Source organism: Oceaniserpentilla sp. 4NH20-0058 (assembly GCF_040371755.1).
Lineage (GTDB): Bacteria > Pseudomonadota > Gammaproteobacteria > Pseudomonadales > Oceanobacteraceae > Bermanella.
Window position 1 is genome coordinate 39,685 of record NZ_BAABWE010000005.1, and the last position, 16,135, is coordinate 55,819.

Sequence of the window (16,135 nt, forward strand, 5' to 3'; positions counted from 1 at the left end):
GCAATGGATTTTTCGGAGAAGGAATTCCCCATGGCAGAAGAGGACTTTAAACGTCTCACTGCCATGGCCTACGATATAAGTGGTATCGTATTAGGCGATCATAAAAAAGAACTGGTATACAGCCGGATTTCTAGACGCATACGTAAGCTCGGTTTAGAGAACTTCTCTCAATACTGTCAATACCTAGAGACTAATCAAGCAACGGAAGTGAATGAGTTTGTAAACTCGATAACCACTAACTTAACCTCATTTTTTCGCGAATCACATCACTTTGAATACCTAGCGAAAGAAATCATTCCTCAGTGGAAAAAGCAAGGTCGTTCAAAACCCATTCGAATATGGTCATCTGCTTGCTCAACGGGCCCAGAACCTTACAGCATCGCTATTACAATTAAAAAAAACATGTCTGTTAGTGACTACGATTTAAAAATTCTAGCCACAGATTTAGACAGTGATGTGCTAAAAAAAGGGCGTGAAGGGATTTATCCGCTGTCAGACATAGAGCAATTACCTAGGGACTATTTGTCTTGCTTCCAACGTAAAGAAGCGACAGGTGTAGGAATGGTGAAGCCAGATATTAAATCGTTAATTCAATTCAATCGCTTGAACTTATTAGGTTCTTGGCCAATGAAGGCAAAATTTGATGTGATTTTTTGTCGTAATGTCGTTATTTATTTTAACAAAGACACTCAGAAAGAGCTTTTTGAGCGTTTAGCAGATCAACTGGTTGATGGTGGTTACCTTTTCATTGGGCACAGTGAAACGTTACATGGAATGTCCACCAGATTTGAATCAAAAGGGCGTACTATTTATCAAAAGGTACGGTGATGGAACATAACCCGACGAATCAACCAGAGCCGGAAAAGTGCTTTGAGCATGTAAATCGATATTATGACTCAAAGTTAGGAGTTTGGTGTGCAAAGATATTGCCCGGTGAGTTTTATGTGACGGCGCATGGGGAGATGATCAGCACGGTATTGGGGTCTTGTATTAGCGCCTGTGTTCGAGATGTAAAACTTGGTATAGGAGGCATGAATCATTTCATGTTGCCTTTACAAAATGAGCATAGCTCAGCCCAATGGGGAAGCAATGCAAATACATCTGAAACCCGATATGGAAACTGGGCAATGGAATACTTGTTAAATACCTTATACAAGCTGGGTTGTACTAAGAAGAATCTAGAAGTGAAATTATTTGGTGGTGGTCAGGTTTTAGCCAGTATGACGGATATTGGGCAAAGAAATATCTTATTTGTATATGACTTTCTAAGGAAAGAGGGCCTCAATGTTAAAGCTGCAGATGTAGGTGATATATATTCTCGTAAGATTTTATATTTTCCTGATACGGGTTCAGTCAAAGTCAGGCGGATAATCACTACTAAAAATGAAACTATTATCCAGCGTGAAAAAGGTTATCTGGATAGTATTCGTAAACAAAAAGACGATTCAGATATTGAGTTGTTTGATTAATTCGGGTGATGAATGATTAAAGTACTCATAGTGGATGATTCCATTTTAATTCGAAAAGTACTAACTGAGGTTTTCTCAAAGCAATCGGATATTGAAGTTGTCGGTACTGCAGCAGATCCTTTGATAGCAAGAGAAAAAATCAAAACTTTGAATCCTGATGTCATTACATTAGACATTGAAATGCCTAAAATGGATGGAATTACATTTTTACGTAATTTAATGCGATTAAGGCCAATGCCAGTGGTGATGATTTCAACACTGACACAAAAAGGTGCGCCATCAACTTTAGAGGCGTTAGAGTTAGGAGCCGTGGATTATATCGGTAAGCCAAGTGCTGATAAACCTGAGCTATTGGCTGAATACGCGGAAGAAATTGTTGAAAAAGTACGCATGGCATCTGTCGCCAATATTAATCGCTTAGAATTGCAAGCCAATCGACCCCCCGTCAAATCACTAAAACCTGTACCTAAGCAAGGTTTAAAGAGAGATGGATTCATTATTATTGGAGCATCAACAGGTGGAACAGAGGCCATAAGAGAGCTACTTTGCATGATGCCCGTAGATACTCCGCCGATTGTGATTACTCAGCATATCCCTCCTGTGTTTAGTGCCTCATTTGCCAAACGCATTGATAACCTGATTCCTCAAACGGTTAGTGAAGCTCAAGATGGCGATAAAATACTAGCAGGTCATATTTATATAGCACCCGGAGACCGACATTTTGAAGTGGTGCAAAAGGGTGCTCATTACTACTGTAGTGTATATGATGGTGAGCGAGTGAATCTTCATAAACCATCTGTAGAAGTGCTTTTTGACTCTATCGTTAAATTGCCGCAATTAGCTAAAAGCTCCATAGGAATCATGTTAACTGGAATGGGAGCTGATGGAGCTGACGCAATGCTTAGACTTAAACAAACAGGTTGTTATAATATCATCCAAGATAAAGACAGCTCTGTGGTTTGGGGAATGCCAGGTGCGGCTGCCGAACTTGGTGCAGGTGACAGTATTTTACCACTTCATACCATTGCTGGGCATATAGTGAATCGTTTAAAGAAATAAGCGATAGGGTTGCTTTACTAAACACTTTTTTATGAACTATGCTGATTTAAGAGCAGTAATAAATATGACAGGGATACAAAGAGGTATGACATGTCGATAAATACTTCAGTTAACGGTGAAGAGCTTACAGTGGTCGTTGAAGGTCGTTTTGACTTTAGTGCACACCAAGAGTTTCGCGATGCCTATGAAGAAGCAGGAGCCAGTGTTTGCAAATACGTAATAGATATGGCGAAAGCAACCTACTTAGATAGTTCTGCATTAGGTATGCTTCTATTATTACGGGACCATGCAGGTGGTGACAGCGCCAATGTTCGCATTGTTCGCTGTAATGCAGATGTGAAGAAAATACTAACGATTTCAAATTTTGAACAATTGTTCACTATAGAATAAGTCATTTAGATTTGGGGTCGGCTATGGATGAGGGACAGCTTAACATCCTAATAGCAGATGATAATCAGTCTGATCGTATGATTCTATCTGCCATTGTAAAAAAAATGGGGCACCAAGTTTGTGAAGCTGCCGATGGTCTTGAAGCCATTGAACAGTATACCAACCAATCGCCAGATATTATCCTGCTTGATGTACTTATGCCCAATATGAACGGGCAGCAAGCTGCAATTGAAATTAAGCAGTTGGCAGGTGAAGATATGGTTCCTATTATCTTCTTAACGTCTCTTCAGGATGCTAGTGACCTTGCGGCTTGCCTTGAAAGTGGTGGAGATGACTTTCTATCTAAGCCATATAACAAGGTTATACTCCAAGCAAAAATTAACGCCTTTAGTCGCATGCTTAAAATGCACAATACGCTGCAAGAGCAGCGTGATGTCATTCGTGAAAATAATGAGCATATGCGACATGAGCAGCAGGTCGCACGAGCAGTTTACGACAATGTGGCGCATAGTGGCTGCTTAGATCTACCTAATATCAAATACCTATTATCACCGTTTTCAATTTTTAACGGTGATGTTCTATTGGCTGCTAGAAGGCCGTCTGGCAGTGTGCATATCTTATTAGGTGACTTTACCGGACATGGTTTACCAGCCGCAATTGGTGCGATGCCCTTAGCTGAGATATTTTATGGGATGACCGCTAAAGGCTTTTTAATGAGCGACATCCTGCGTGAAATTAATGCCAAACTAAAAAACATTCTTCCTGTGGGCTATTTTTGTTGCACTTGTATGGTAAATCTAAGTTTTAGGCGTCAACAAATTGAGGTATGGATGGGAGGCCTACCTGATTTTGCTTTATATCGAGAAGCAAGTGGCATAGTTGAACATATTAAATCCAAGCATTTACCTTTAGGTGTATTATCAAGTAGCGCGTTTAATCCAGAAACCCAAGAGTTTTCATTTAAACCTGGTGATAAATTCTATATGTGGTCTGACGGTATTATTGAATCTAGAGATGAAAGCGGTGAGTTATTTGGAGAAGAGCGATTATTCTCGATTTTTAACGGGAAAAATCCAGATTTATTCTTTGATAATATCTTAGATTCAATGGATACGTTTGCCGGAGAAAGCGGGCGGGATGATGATACTACTTTATTAGAGCTATCCATGGTAAATGAATCGGTTGTAGGAACAGTGGATATAGATTTATCAAGTGGCGCCATTACTGGCCCTACAGATTGGCACCTATCTTATACATTAAGAGATGATACATTAAAAACTTTTAATCCACTGCCTATGATGTTGAATATATTAAATGATGTCCCATCGCTTAGAAGCATTAGCGGACAGCTTTATACATTAATGGCTGAGCTTTTTTCAAATGCTTTCGAGCATGGTGTATTGGGGTTAGATTCAAGTTTAAAAAGCAGTGCAGATGGCTTTGCTGAGTATTATAAACAGCGTGAAACAGCCATGAAAATGATGAAAGATGATTTTGTTAAATTTGAATTTGATCTGGCACCTAGTCAGGATGGAGGCACCCTTACCATTGTAGTTGAAGACAGTGGAGACGGGTTTGATCATAAAAGAATCAATGGCCAAAAAGAGATTAATTTAGCTTACTGTGGAAGGGGGATTCCACTTATTTACAGTTTATGCGATAGTCTTACTTATCATGGAAATGGTAATAAAGTAGAAGTGCGCCTTTCTTGGGACGCACAGATTGAGGAATAAAAAGCATGCCCTGTCTAGATATGGCACAAATACAAGAATTAAAAGACATAATGGAAGATGCATTTGATGATTTAGTGATCACTTATCTTCATGATTGTGAGCAAAAATTATCCTCTTTAGATCTAGCTATAAAAGATAGTGAAAGTAATAAAATTGCAGAATTGGCTCACAGTATTAAAGGGGCCAGTTCAAATATTTGTGCAACTGACTTAGCTGAACTTTGTAAAAAAGTAGAAGATTCAGGTCGTGCTGATGAATTAGCTAAAGTGCCTGAGTACTATCATCAAATTTTGGAAGAATTCCAACAAGTTAAACTCCAACTCTCCGAAGCGCGAACCTAATACAAAACTTGGCCCGTCGATTGCAATTTCCCAATATCCACAACGAATTGGGTTACTTTCATGCCAGCACTACCTTTTTTTACGTTTGTTGCGCCTACACCATCAGGGCAATCAGCCAATCCCTTGCAGTCATCAGAATTCAATAATGGCGCGGCTTTAACGGGCAATATCACGACTCAAGCTGCTTCAGATCCGGCTGTTATCAATCAATCTGGGTTAAAATTTTGGCAACAACTACAAACTGAAAGTGAAAATAGTTTATTGCCAGTCGGGCAAGAGCTTGCCGCTTTTGTTGGTCCCATGTTGCCGAAGGAGTTATCAACTAATCAAGACCAGTTAGATGCTGAATCAATCGAATTCGATATTGATTTTGAATTATCCAATATTAATTTAAGTGGATTAGATCTAGCAGAAGGTAATACAGAACAGCAAGCAGATGTATTTGCTCAATCTCCTCAAGGGTTGCAGTATCTTGAAAGTTTACGTAATGCTCAACCTCATATGCAACATTATGACGGCTTTGACAAAATAGATATTGATCCAACGTTGGTACAAACTGCCTCACAATCAAATGGCCTCGTTCAAGCTGGGGCTTTACCTGTAAATGAATCACTTGAAGAAAGTAAATCCCCTCTAACGGGTTATCAAACATTAACATCACAACAGGCTTCAACGTCTCAATTTATGCATCGTGATATAGGGAACAAAATCCCGTCACAAACTTCCAGTTTATTAGCGCAAAATAACGACATGGTATCTGAAGGTTCAGAAGGGTTAATGGATTTAGACACCATTGATTCAAAACTATCTCAAGCACAGTCTATACATGAAAAACCGATAACCTTGACCGCAGCAAAAGAATCTACACAAATGACGAATCTACAGGCTATTAGCTCTGAAGGTTCAGTGATCGAAGATACAAAACAGATTAGTGGTGATTTAATTCAAGGCTCAATGAAGGACTCCCAATTAGGTAATAAATCGTTAGCCTTAAACGGTAGTTTGCCTGCAGCGAATCAAAATGTTGATAAGCCCCAATCTTCATTTAGTAAGCTTGAAGTACCGCCTAATCATCCTCAATGGAATGATCAAGTGGCTAAGCGAGTGATGATAATGGCAAATGAAAGCATGCAAAGTGCTCGCATACAGCTAGACCCTCCAGAGCTTGGTGCGTTGGAAATAAAAATAAAAGTACAGCACGATCAGGTTAGTGTGTCGTTTGGTAGTAATCATCAAGTGGTACGGGATGCTTTAGAAGCACAGGCCCCAAGACTACGAGAGATGTTAGATCAACAGGGTATTAATCTTGCCGATGTAGATGTGTCTGAGCACTCTAATCAACAAGGTGAAAATAGTGAGCAAGGAAACTCACAAGAGGGTGAGTCTAATGATGTACTTAGTAACGAAGAAATCAATCGACAAGAGTCTATGATATCAATGGAAAGTGATTCTTTAGTGGATTACTTTGCATAAATTGATAGTGCCTCATGAGATCAATCATGGGGCTTCTTTAATTCTTATTTTTACTATACTTATCATATACCCAAATATTGGCATGGTTTGCCTAGTCGAATTAAAAAACCGTGGCATAAGGTTTGCAGAATTCCTAATAGCATCAAAAAGGTGACGTAATGGCAAATGAAAAAGAACTGCAATTAGATGCAGCTGAAGATGAACCAAAAAGTAATAAGAAATTATTGATCATAATAATTGCCGCTATTGTGGTCGTTGCAATCGGTGTAGCTGCTGCATTATTACTATTAGGATCAGACGACGCAGAACCGGAAGAAGTAGCTGAAGAAGTCACAGAAGAAATGGGCGACCCTGAATTAGGGCCTGCAATTTACATTAAATTAAAACCTGAATTCATAATTAATTATCAAGTGGGACCGCGTCAACGTTACTTACAAGTTTATATGGAAGCCATGACTCGTGATGCAGGTATTGCTGAAGCACTTGAAATGCACAGTCCAATGTTAAGAAGTGCCATTATTTCGTTGTTATCCCAACAGTCCTACGAGCATTTAAGAAGTGCAGAGGGCCGTAATGACATTCGTATGAAAGTAAAAGAAGAACTACAAACATTATTGACTCAAGAAACTGGAATAGAAGGTGGCTTAGAGCAAATACTATTTACAAATTATGTCATGCAATAACGCGATTTTGCGGGTGTATTGGGATTTAAAAGGGGCGCTGTAACGTGCAAGATCTATTAAGTCAAGACGAAATCGATGCGCTGCTGCATGGTGTTGATGACGGGGACATAGAGCCGGAAGATCCAGCTGATAGCGAAGGCGTAAAAGCCTATGACCTTTCTAGTCAGGATCGAATAGTTCGTGGGCGTATGCCCACACTTGAAATGATCAACGAGCGTTTTGCACGTTATACCCGCATTAGTATGTTTAACTTTCTGCGAAGAAGCGCAGATGTTGCTAGTGGCGGCATCCAAATCATGAAGTTTGGTGAATACATTCACACACTTTATGTTCCTACATCTTTAAATATGGTTAAGGCAAGGCCTCTTCGCGGAACCGCACTTTTTATACTCGATGCAAAACTGGTATTCAAATTAGTAGATAATTTTTTTGGTGGTGACGGACGGCATGCAAAAATAGAAGGTCGTGAATTTACGCCAACGGAACTAAGAGTTGTTCAGTTAATACTGGCTCAAGTATTTAAAGATATGAAAGAAGCATGGCATGCCGTTTTGCCATTAGATTTTGAATATTATGGCAGTGAAGTTAACCCTGCTATGGCTAATATCGTCAGCCCCAGTGAAGTGGTTGTGGTGAGCTCTTTTCACATCGAGCTAGATGGCGGCGGCGGCGACCTACATGTAGCGTTACCATATTCTATGATCGAACCCATCCGTGAAGTTCTTGATGCCGGTGTACAATCTGATGTGGATGAAGTTGATGAAAGATGGGTGCATTCTTTGCAAGAAGATATACAGGGCGCCAAAGTTCCGGTACATGGAACCATTGTCGAACGAGAGATATCACTTCGGGAAGTGGCTGCATTTAAAACAGGTGACGTTATTCCAGTTGAGTTGCCTGAACATTTTATTTTGCAAGCTAATGGTACGCCAATTTTCCGTGGTCAATTAGGTGTCTCAAATGAAGCCTTGGCTATTAAAATTGTCGAGCCTATAAAACGCAAAGCGAGTAACAATCACAAAGACGGATTACCAGTATGAGTGATGACGAAGAAAATACCACAGACGAAACCACAGAGCCAAGTGAAGGTGAATCATCTTCAGAGTCGGCATTAGACGCTGATGCGTTGGCCAATGAAGTGGCAGATGGCGTTGAAGAGGCCGATTCAGAGGATGAAGCTCTAGCTGATGAATGGGCTGCTGCCATGGAGGAAGCAGGTGAAACCGAAGAGGATGATCCTGTACAACCGGCTCCTATGGAAGAATTTGAAAATGACGTTGAACCTAAAGAAATTGATAAAAATGCACCAGAATTAGACGTTATTCTAGATATACCGGTAATGATTTCAATGGAAGTTGGTAATACGCAAATTCCAATTCGGAATCTTTTACAGCTCAACCAAGGTTCTGTTATTGAATTAGATCGCCTAGCTGGCGAGCCGTTAGATGTATTGGTGAATGGAACATTAATCGCGCATGGTGAAGTGGTAATGGTTAACGACAAATTTGGTATTCGACTTACGGATGTCATAAGCCAAAGCGAACGAATCCAACGGTTGCGCTAATTTAAATATAAAAAATAATAATAAGAGTAACGCTATGATTTCTGTTTCTGCACAAGCCTTGGCGGCGGCGCAAACGGCCCCTGTCATAGCTAATCCGGTTATACCAAATAGCCAAGACCAAATTATTGAAGTAAGTATTGCATTAGCGTTAGTGCTTGCAATGATTTATGCCATTGCTTGGTTCGTAAAGCGCAAGCAAGTGGTTCAAGGTTTTACTAATATCCCCATGAAAACCATTGGTGTCATACCCATGGGTGTAAAAGAAAAAATCATCCTAATTGAGGTGGGTGGCAAACAAATTCTTTTAGGGGTAACCGCCAATAATATTAATACCCTTGCTACATTTGATGAACCAATCATTGATATTAGCCTTAAAGAAGAGCGATCATTTTCACAAAAGCTAAAGGATATAATTGCTCAACAATCAGTAGAAAAAAACGATAAAAACGTTAAGGCTCCTCATGATGAAAACTAGAGCCATTATATGTTTTTTAGGTCTCATGGCGCTTTCCGGTCTTGCGATAGCAGAAGATAAATTTGGCATACCAGCGGTTACTATGGTGACGCAACCTGATGGCAGTGGTCGTTATACCGTGACGATTCAAATTCTTGCCATTATGTCCATGCTGACGATCCTTCCTACGCTTATTATTATGATGACTTCATTTACTCGTATTATTGTGGTGTTTGCAATTTTAAGGCAAGCGCTGGGTTTGCAACAAACACCATCTAATCAAATATTACTTGGATTAGCGTTATTTCTTTCTATGTTTATCATGATGCCAGTGTTTAAAGTCATGAATGAAACTGCGATACAACCTTACATAAATGAGCAAATTAAACCCTTAGAGGCACTAGATAAAGCAGTTATACCTCTTCGAGAATTCATGCTTGCTCAAATTAGAGAAGATGATTTAGCGTTATTTGTAAGACTTTCCGGCGAGAAAGATATCCAAAGTGCGCAAGAAACTCCTCTGCATATACTTATTCCCGCGTTTGTTACCAGTGAACTAAAAACAGCCTTTCAAATGGGGTTTATGCTCTTTATTCCGTTTTTAATTATTGATTTGGTCGTAGCAAGCGTATTAATGGCAATGGGGATGATGATGCTATCGCCGATTATTATTTCTTTACCATTTAAAATAATGCTATTTGTATTGGTTGATGGTTGGGCAATGGTGATTGGTACTTTAGCTGCCAGTTATGGCTTTTAATAAGGAATGACGTCATGGGAATAGAGCATCTAGGTGATTTTTTACGTGAAGGGCTTTTTGTTGTTATCTCCATTGTTGCAGTAATCTTGGTTCCGGGGTTAATTGTGGGTTTAATCGTAGCGACATTTCAGGCCGCCACACAAATCAATGAACAAACCTTAAGTTTCTTACCTCGTTTAGTTATCACACTTATGTGTATATTGATTTTTGGACCATGGATTATCAATAAACTGGTCACATATGCAAAAAATCTATACATGAACATTCCATATTTAATTAATTAAAATTATGGATCCAACTCTTGGCTTTATTCTCGATTTAGATGGCGCTGAAATATCCAGTTGGGTAAGTCGCTATCTGTGGCCTTTCACAAGAATCGCTGGATTTTTCATGGTCATGCCTTTATTTGGTACACGGTTGGTGACAGCTAGAGTGCGTCTTTATTTGGCAATATTTACAACCGTGGTTATTACGCCAGTGTTACCGCCCATGCCAGTTATAGAGGGTATTGGCTTGGAAACCATGATTATTATTGGGCAACAGTTGTTAATTGGAGTGGCTTTGGCATTTGCTTTAGAAATATTGATGAATATTTTTATTATGTCGGGTCAATTGGTTGCAATGCAGACTGGCCTTGGTATGGCTATGATGGTAGATCCTTCAAATGGGGTTAACGTCGCAGTTGTTGCACAGTGGTTTTTAATATTTGTTAATTTACTGTTCATTACATTGAATGGCCACCTTGTAGCAATTGAAGTTATTGCGGATAGTTTTTTTACTATGCCTGTAGGAGCGGGAAGTCTTTCAGGTAATACATTGTTCGAAATTGCACGTTTAGCTCAATGGATGTTCAGTGCAGCAATTGTTTTAGCTCTACCAGCAATCTCTGCCATGTTAGTTGTGAATATAGCGTTTGGTGTGATGGCGAGATTGGCTCCACAGCTTAATATTTTTGCGGTGGGCTTTCCGGTTACCATGATGTTGGGTTTAATTATTTTATGGATAACCTTTTCAGGTTATGGGGATAAATTTTCAGGATTGTTATCACAAGCCTTTCAATTTATGCGGTCTTATCAAATTTAATACGTTGGACTAAGTCGTGGCAGAAGGCGATAACAGTCAAGAAAAAACGGAAGAACCCACCCCCAAGCGCTTACAAAAAGCGCGTGAAGATGGACAAATTCCCCGATCAAAAGAACTTAGTACCAGTTTAGTACTTATTGTGGGTGCGCTATCTTTGTGGGTTTTTGGCGGTATTATTTTTAATGGCGCAAAAAAAATATTCACCTCAAATTTTACTATTGAGCGTGAATTACTTTTTGACGATAAACAAATGGTCATTCATTTAACTTCCGCTGCATTGGAAGCTATCCTAGCAATTTCTCCTGTTATGTTTGCGCTTGTATTAGCCGCTATTTTAGGCCCTTTGGCTTTAGGTGGTTGGATGTTTAGTGGAAAATCACTTTTACCTAAGTTAAGTCGTATTAGTCCGCTTTCAGGTTTTAAAAGAATGTTCGGTTTAAAAAGTCTGGTGGAGTTATTAAAAAGTTGGGCAAAAGTACTGGTAATTGCAGCATGTACGATACTCCTATTTTTTTCGTTAGAAAATTCAATTTTATACCTTAATCAAGAACCAGATCGACAAGCAATTGTGCATGCCGTGGATTTAGTCATGCTTGGTGCAATTGTTTTGGCGATTAGCACGTTATTAATTAGCATCATAGATGTGCCTTTTCAAATATATGACTTCACTAAAAAAATGAAAATGAGCCTGCAAGAAATCAAGGACGAACATAAAGAAACAGAAGGTAAACCGGAAGTTAAACAACGAATTCGTCGCTTACAATATGAAATGAGCCAGCGCCGTATGATGGAGGATGTACAAGGTGCGGATGTGGTAATTACAAACCCAACCCACTATGCAGTGGCGCTTAAATATCACGGTGAAGGTATGGAAGCACCTGTTTTGGTTGCCAAGGGCGTAGATGAAGTGGCGTTAAAAATTCGTGAAATAGCCAAGGCTCATCAAGTCCCTATTATTGAATCCCCTGCGTTGGCTCGTTCTGTGTACACTTACACCCGTATTGGTAAAGAAATACCAGAGGGTTTATATGTGGCGATAGCTCAAGTACTTGCTTATGTGTATCAATTAAACCAGTACTTTAAGGGCGAAGGGCCTAGGCCTAAGCAGCCGGTATTCCCTGTTCCTCCAAATCTACGAGCGTGATGATATTCATTTTAGTTATGTAGCTCACAAGCTTCTGTGTTTTCTGATTTAAAGGCTTAATCATTTAAAATCGAACTGGCCATGTTCTTGCAATAATCCAACAAGTGTCAAAAAATTAAAGCTAGTTGGGATGTAAATGGCCGTAAATCGAGCACGCTTACCGCAAATTAATTATGCGCAGTTTTTTCAACAAGGGCGCTCCTTGTTATCAGGTAATTTAGGTGTGCCTTTCATGTTGATGGTGTTACTCGGCATGATGACCTTGCCAGTTCCGACCATTCTACTTGATGTATTTTTCACTTTTAATATTGCTTTAGCCATCGTAGTGCTCATGGTCAGTATCTATGCTGGTCGTCCTTTAGATTTCGCGATATTCCCTAGTGTTTTATTAGTTGCAACCCTTCTTCGTCTTGCTTTAAACGTAGCCTCTACACGGGTTGTGCTATTAGAAGGTCATGAAGGTGGGGCTGCGGCTGGTAAGGTTATTGAAGCCTTTGGTGAAGTATTGGTTGGTGGTAACTATGCCGTGGGTTTAGTTGTTTTCCTTATTCTCATGATTATTAATTTTGTGGTGGTAACAAAAGGTGCAGGTCGCGTATCTGAAGTTAGTGCACGTTTTACATTAGACGCTATGCCCGGCAAACAAATGGCAATAGATGCAGATTTAAATGCAGGGTTAATTGATGCAGATACTGCTAAAACACGCCGAAAAGATATCGCAAATGAAGCCGACTTCTACGGTTCCATGGACGGTGCCAGTAAGTTTGTAAAAGGGGATGCCATTGCTGGTATGCTTATTTTATTAATCAATATTATCGGTGGTTTGGCCATCGGTATGGCTCAACATGATTTGGATTTCTCTCGTGCAACAGAGGTATATGCATTATTGACGATTGGTGATGGTCTGGTTGCACAAATTCCTTCACTCCTACTTTCAACGGCGACAGCCATTATCGTGACGCGTAACAATGATGAGCGGGATATGGGTGGTCAAGTATTTGATCAGATGTTTGGCTCATCACGCGCATTGGCAGTGGCATCGGGTATTTTGATTTTAATGGGGCTTATTCCGGGTATGCCCCACTTAGCCTTTTTAGGGTTAGGCATTGGTTCAGCCATATTAGCTTACTATATTTATAAACGAGAGCACGGCGTTGATGTTATTGATGAGGGAATGGGGGCAGGAACCGCACGTCAAGCAGCTGAAAAATCAGCGACTGCTCAGGGGCAAAAAGGGCAAGCGCCCGGGGTGGGTTCTCAGCCGCTACAAGCATTACCGGGTTCAGATAGCAAAGAAGTGGATTGGGATGATGTTGAAGCTGTAGATATCATTGGTTTAGAAGTGGGTTATCGATTAATTCCTTTGGTAGATAAAAATCAAGGAGGGCAATTACTTTCTCGAATTAAAGGGATTCGTCGAAAACTCTCTCAGGATTTAGGCTTTTTGGTTCCTAGTGTACATATCCGCGATAATTTAGATTTAATGCCAAATGCATACCGTATTTTACTCATGGGTGTTGCGGTAGCAGAAGCGATCATTGAGCCTGATAAAGATATGGCAATTAATCCGGGACAAGTTTTTGGCACTTTAGATGGAACAGTAACAACCGACCCTGCATTTGGATTAGAAGCTATCTGGATTGACGAATATAAAAAAGATCAAGCACAAACTTTAGGCTATACCGTTGTTGATGCCAGTACCGTCGTAGCTACACATTTAAATCAGCTTTTGCAACGTTACTCTCATGAGTTATTAGGGCATGAGGAAGTGCAGCAGATGTTAGATCGCCTAGCAAAAGTCTCACCTAAATTGGCAGAAGAATTAGTCCCCAACACATTAAACCTCTCTCAATTATTATCCGTACTTCAGAACTTACTGACAGAAGGTGTACCAGTCAAAGACATGCGCTCTATTGCAGAGGCCATCGCGAATACAAAAATTGATAGTCAAGATACCGCAGGGTTAACCGTTCAAGTGAGGAAAGCACTGAAGCGATTAATTATTCAAAGTATTTATGGCAATGCTGATGATTTATCTGTCATTACATTAGAACCATCTTTGGAACAGTTATTGCTCAAAACAGTACAGCAAAGTAAACAGCAAAATGATGGCGCAGAAAACATGATCTTAGAGCCGAGTATGTCAGAGAAACTACAGAATTCATTTGTTGAGGCTGCTAGAAATCAAGAAATGGCAGGTAATCCAGCGGTGTTATTAGTAAGTGGATTATTACGACCAGTACTATCAAATTTCGCGCGATCAGTGACGGACAGCTTACATGTCGTATCGTATCAAGAAGTGCCTGATAACAAACAAATTACCATTGCTGCCACGATTGGGGCTTAAAGCCTTGCTGGAAATGGCAAGTATATAAAGGATTATCACTAAGCTTGCTTAGAAAAAGAGAAGACTATTATGAAGGTACGTCGTTTTACTGCCAGTAGCATGCAAAAAGCACTTAAAACCGTGCGTGATGAAATGGGTCCAGATGCCGTTATTTTGTCTAATCATCGAGTAAATGGTGGTGTGGAAATTATAGTAGCGCAAAACTATGAGCCGATTAGTGCAAAAAAATCAGCGCCAGTATTTGAAAACGATGAATTTGAAGATCAAGTAGCAGCTAAAGCACAGCCGAATCAAGGGGCGAATAAAAATGAAAACCCATGGCCTTTTCTAAATGCAACCGAGCGCCATCAAGTTGAAGAGCAGTTAAAACTACAAGATCAGTTAGAAACATTAAAGCGTCAACGGGAGGGAGAAAACCACACAGCCTCCAAACCACAAATAAATGTCAGTTCGCAATCAGATTTACAAAATAGCCTACAGAAGATTAAGCAACAGCGCCAAGATCCAAGCCAAGGATATGAACCAGTCAAGCAGCAATCTAATATGACGGATTCTCAATCCGCTTCTGTGGATTTAAAAGAACAACAGAACCAGAAAATCCTTCATGAAGTTCGTAATGAGTTAAATGATCTAAAAGACCTATTAGTAAGTGGCGCAGGCTCTGCGGTTTCTGCTCAATCACAGAATTTTGTATGGAAGAAATTTGGCCCAGCAAACAGCTTACAAGCAAAACTGTGGCAGCGACTTGAACAAATGGGTTTTGAAGAGTGGCTGATATACCAATTAACTCATCAAATTAAATCCCATGCGGATGAGCAACAAGCTTGGCAAACGTGCCTACATGACTTGGCATTACACATACAAATTAACCCAAGTGATCGCTTAAAACGTGGTGGAATATTTGCACTGGTTGGGCCAACCGGAGCAGGCAAAACAACAACTATTGCTAAAATGGCCGTTCGATACACTTTAGATAACGATGGGGCAAAAGTGGGGCTGATTACCATGGATAACTATCGCTTAGCCGCACATGATCAATTGCGTACATTGGGCCAAATTTTAGGGGTTCCAGTACAAGTGGCCGACCAAGATCATCCTTTGTCTCAATGCATTAAACAGCTTGAAGAGTGTGATTTAATCTTAATCGACACTGCTGGTCTGACCCCTGAACACCCAATGCTGAAATATCAGCTGGATCAAATTTCACAATTGAATAACAAGGTTAATACGCTACTCACCTTACCCGCTACAAGTAGCAGCCGAGTATTGCGTAAGGTTTATCATAATTATAAAAGTGCAAAATTGAATGGCTGTATTCTGACGAAAGTGGATGAAGCCAGCAGTTTAGGTGATGCATTGTCTATGCTTCTAGAGTGCAAATTAAGCTTAGCTTACAGCACAGACGGACAGCGTATCCCAGACGACTTTGACCCTGCCAATGCCAAGTACTTGGTCAAACAGGCCGTGAAAATAGCGCAACATGAACAACAATATACCCCGAATCAAGACGTGGCGGCAGGTGCTTGGTAGCGACATTACTAAGCTTTATTTGTTATATCAGGAGACTTCCTACATGGAAAAATGTCGGTTTTTAACCATATCAAACGGGGCTATTTTCGCTAATTGCACTAAGCT

The 16,135-nt window shown here is 40.1% G+C and carries 17 protein-coding genes; all 17 read left to right on the forward strand.

The window, feature by feature from the left end; genetic code table 11:
- Positions 1 to 30: 30 nt before the first annotated feature.
- The 17 genes from ABWV45_RS08170 to flhF all read left to right on the forward strand — a co-directional run bounded on the left by ABWV45_RS08170 (position 31) and on the right by flhF (position 16,030).
- Positions 31 to 828 carry a CheR family methyltransferase gene (locus ABWV45_RS08170; RefSeq protein WP_353350520.1) on the forward strand — a complete coding sequence of 266 codons (798 nt, stop codon included), beginning with the start codon at positions 31 to 33 and terminating at the stop codon, positions 826 to 828.
- Complete coding sequence (cheD, locus tag ABWV45_RS08175) at positions 828 to 1,469, forward strand: chemoreceptor glutamine deamidase CheD (protein WP_353350522.1); 642 nt, start codon at positions 828 to 830, stop codon at positions 1,467 to 1,469. The genes ABWV45_RS08170 and cheD overlap by 1 nt, the downstream gene beginning before the upstream one ends.
- A gap of 12 nt (positions 1,470 to 1,481) precedes the next feature.
- Complete coding sequence (locus tag ABWV45_RS08180) at positions 1,482 to 2,528, forward strand: protein-glutamate methylesterase/protein-glutamine glutaminase (RefSeq protein ID WP_353350524.1); 1,047 nt, start codon at positions 1,482 to 1,484, stop codon at positions 2,526 to 2,528.
- Between the two features lie 90 nt (positions 2,529 to 2,618).
- Positions 2,619 to 2,918 carry an STAS domain-containing protein gene (locus tag ABWV45_RS08185; RefSeq protein WP_353350526.1) on the forward strand — a complete coding sequence of 100 codons (300 nt, stop codon included), beginning with the start codon at positions 2,619 to 2,621 and terminating at the stop codon, positions 2,916 to 2,918.
- Between the two features lie 23 nt (positions 2,919 to 2,941).
- On the forward strand, positions 2,942 to 4,651 hold the full coding sequence (locus tag ABWV45_RS08190) for a SpoIIE family protein phosphatase (protein WP_353350528.1): 1,710 nt from the start codon (positions 2,942 to 2,944) through the stop codon (positions 4,649 to 4,651).
- Between the two features lie 5 nt (positions 4,652 to 4,656).
- Positions 4,657 to 4,992, forward strand: a complete 336-nt coding sequence (locus tag ABWV45_RS08195; RefSeq protein WP_353350530.1) for an Hpt domain-containing protein — start codon at positions 4,657 to 4,659, stop codon at positions 4,990 to 4,992.
- Positions 4,993 to 5,052: 60 nt separating this feature from the next.
- Entirely contained in the window at positions 5,053 to 6,465 is a 1,413-nt protein-coding gene (locus tag ABWV45_RS08200; protein WP_353350532.1) for a flagellar hook-length control protein FliK, read from the forward strand.
- 158 nt (positions 6,466 to 6,623) lie between these two features.
- Complete coding sequence (locus ABWV45_RS08205) at positions 6,624 to 7,148, forward strand: flagellar basal body-associated FliL family protein (protein WP_353350534.1); 525 nt, start codon at positions 6,624 to 6,626, stop codon at positions 7,146 to 7,148.
- A 44-nt stretch (positions 7,149 to 7,192) separates the two neighbouring features.
- Positions 7,193 to 8,188, forward strand: a complete 996-nt coding sequence (fliM, locus tag ABWV45_RS08210; protein ID WP_353350536.1) for a flagellar motor switch protein FliM — start codon at positions 7,193 to 7,195, stop codon at positions 8,186 to 8,188.
- Positions 8,185 to 8,712, forward strand: coding sequence for a flagellar motor switch protein FliN (fliN, locus tag ABWV45_RS08215; RefSeq protein ID WP_353350538.1), 528 nt, complete (start codon positions 8,185 to 8,187; stop codon positions 8,710 to 8,712). The genes fliM and fliN overlap by 4 nt, the downstream gene beginning before the upstream one ends.
- Before the next feature lie 34 nt (positions 8,713 to 8,746).
- Positions 8,747 to 9,187, forward strand: coding sequence for a flagellar biosynthetic protein FliO (fliO, locus tag ABWV45_RS08220; protein ID WP_353350540.1), 441 nt, complete (start codon positions 8,747 to 8,749; stop codon positions 9,185 to 9,187).
- Positions 9,177 to 9,926, forward strand: a complete 750-nt coding sequence (fliP, locus tag ABWV45_RS08225; protein WP_353350849.1) for a flagellar type III secretion system pore protein FliP — start codon at positions 9,177 to 9,179, stop codon at positions 9,924 to 9,926. Before fliO ends, fliP begins: the two co-directional genes overlap by 11 nt.
- 14 nt (positions 9,927 to 9,940) lie before the next feature.
- Positions 9,941 to 10,210: a flagellar biosynthesis protein FliQ gene (gene fliQ, locus ABWV45_RS08230; RefSeq protein WP_353350542.1), complete on the forward strand. Its 270-nt coding sequence runs from the start codon at positions 9,941 to 9,943 to the stop codon at positions 10,208 to 10,210.
- 4 nt (positions 10,211 to 10,214) lie between these two features.
- The gene (fliR, locus tag ABWV45_RS08235) at positions 10,215 to 11,009 is read left to right on the forward strand and encodes a flagellar biosynthetic protein FliR (RefSeq protein ID WP_353350544.1); all 795 of its coding nucleotides are present in this window, start codon (positions 10,215 to 10,217) and stop codon (positions 11,007 to 11,009) included.
- 16 nt (positions 11,010 to 11,025) lie between these two features.
- Positions 11,026 to 12,153: a flagellar biosynthesis protein FlhB gene (flhB, locus tag ABWV45_RS08240; RefSeq protein ID WP_353350546.1), complete on the forward strand. Its 1,128-nt coding sequence runs from the start codon at positions 11,026 to 11,028 to the stop codon at positions 12,151 to 12,153.
- 136 nt (positions 12,154 to 12,289) lie between these two features.
- On the forward strand, positions 12,290 to 14,500 hold the full coding sequence (gene flhA / locus ABWV45_RS08245) for a flagellar biosynthesis protein FlhA (RefSeq protein ID WP_353350548.1): 2,211 nt from the start codon (positions 12,290 to 12,292) through the stop codon (positions 14,498 to 14,500).
- A 69-nt stretch (positions 14,501 to 14,569) separates the two neighbouring features.
- The gene (gene flhF, locus ABWV45_RS08250) at positions 14,570 to 16,030 is read left to right on the forward strand and encodes a flagellar biosynthesis GTPase FlhF (protein WP_353350550.1); all 1,461 of its coding nucleotides are present in this window, start codon (positions 14,570 to 14,572) and stop codon (positions 16,028 to 16,030) included.
- Positions 16,031 to 16,135 lie beyond the last annotated feature (105 nt).

Coding starts and splice junctions, on each gene's coding strand:
- ABWV45_RS08170 (WP_353350520.1), top strand. CDS start 31: ATGGCAGAAGAGGACTTTAAACGTCTCACTGCCATGGCCTACGATATA.
- cheD (WP_353350522.1), top strand. CDS start 828: ATGGAACATAACCCGACGAATCAACCAGAGCCGGAAAAGTGCTTTGAG.
- ABWV45_RS08180 (WP_353350524.1), top strand. CDS start 1,482: ATGATTAAAGTACTCATAGTGGATGATTCCATTTTAATTCGAAAAGTA.
- ABWV45_RS08185 (WP_353350526.1), top strand. CDS start 2,619: ATGTCGATAAATACTTCAGTTAACGGTGAAGAGCTTACAGTGGTCGTT.
- ABWV45_RS08190 (WP_353350528.1), top strand. CDS start 2,942: ATGGATGAGGGACAGCTTAACATCCTAATAGCAGATGATAATCAGTCT.
- ABWV45_RS08195 (WP_353350530.1), top strand. CDS start 4,657: ATGCCCTGTCTAGATATGGCACAAATACAAGAATTAAAAGACATAATG.
- ABWV45_RS08200 (WP_353350532.1), top strand. CDS start 5,053: ATGCCAGCACTACCTTTTTTTACGTTTGTTGCGCCTACACCATCAGGG.
- ABWV45_RS08205 (WP_353350534.1), top strand. CDS start 6,624: ATGGCAAATGAAAAAGAACTGCAATTAGATGCAGCTGAAGATGAACCA.
- fliN (WP_353350538.1), top strand. CDS start 8,185: ATGAGTGATGACGAAGAAAATACCACAGACGAAACCACAGAGCCAAGT.
- fliO (WP_353350540.1), top strand. CDS start 8,747: ATGATTTCTGTTTCTGCACAAGCCTTGGCGGCGGCGCAAACGGCCCCT.
- fliP (WP_353350849.1), top strand. CDS start 9,177: ATGAAAACTAGAGCCATTATATGTTTTTTAGGTCTCATGGCGCTTTCC.
- fliQ (WP_353350542.1), top strand. CDS start 9,941: ATGGGAATAGAGCATCTAGGTGATTTTTTACGTGAAGGGCTTTTTGTT.
- fliR (WP_353350544.1), top strand. CDS start 10,215: ATGGATCCAACTCTTGGCTTTATTCTCGATTTAGATGGCGCTGAAATA.
- flhA (WP_353350548.1), top strand. CDS start 12,290: ATGGCCGTAAATCGAGCACGCTTACCGCAAATTAATTATGCGCAGTTT.
- flhF (WP_353350550.1), top strand. CDS start 14,570: ATGAAGGTACGTCGTTTTACTGCCAGTAGCATGCAAAAAGCACTTAAA.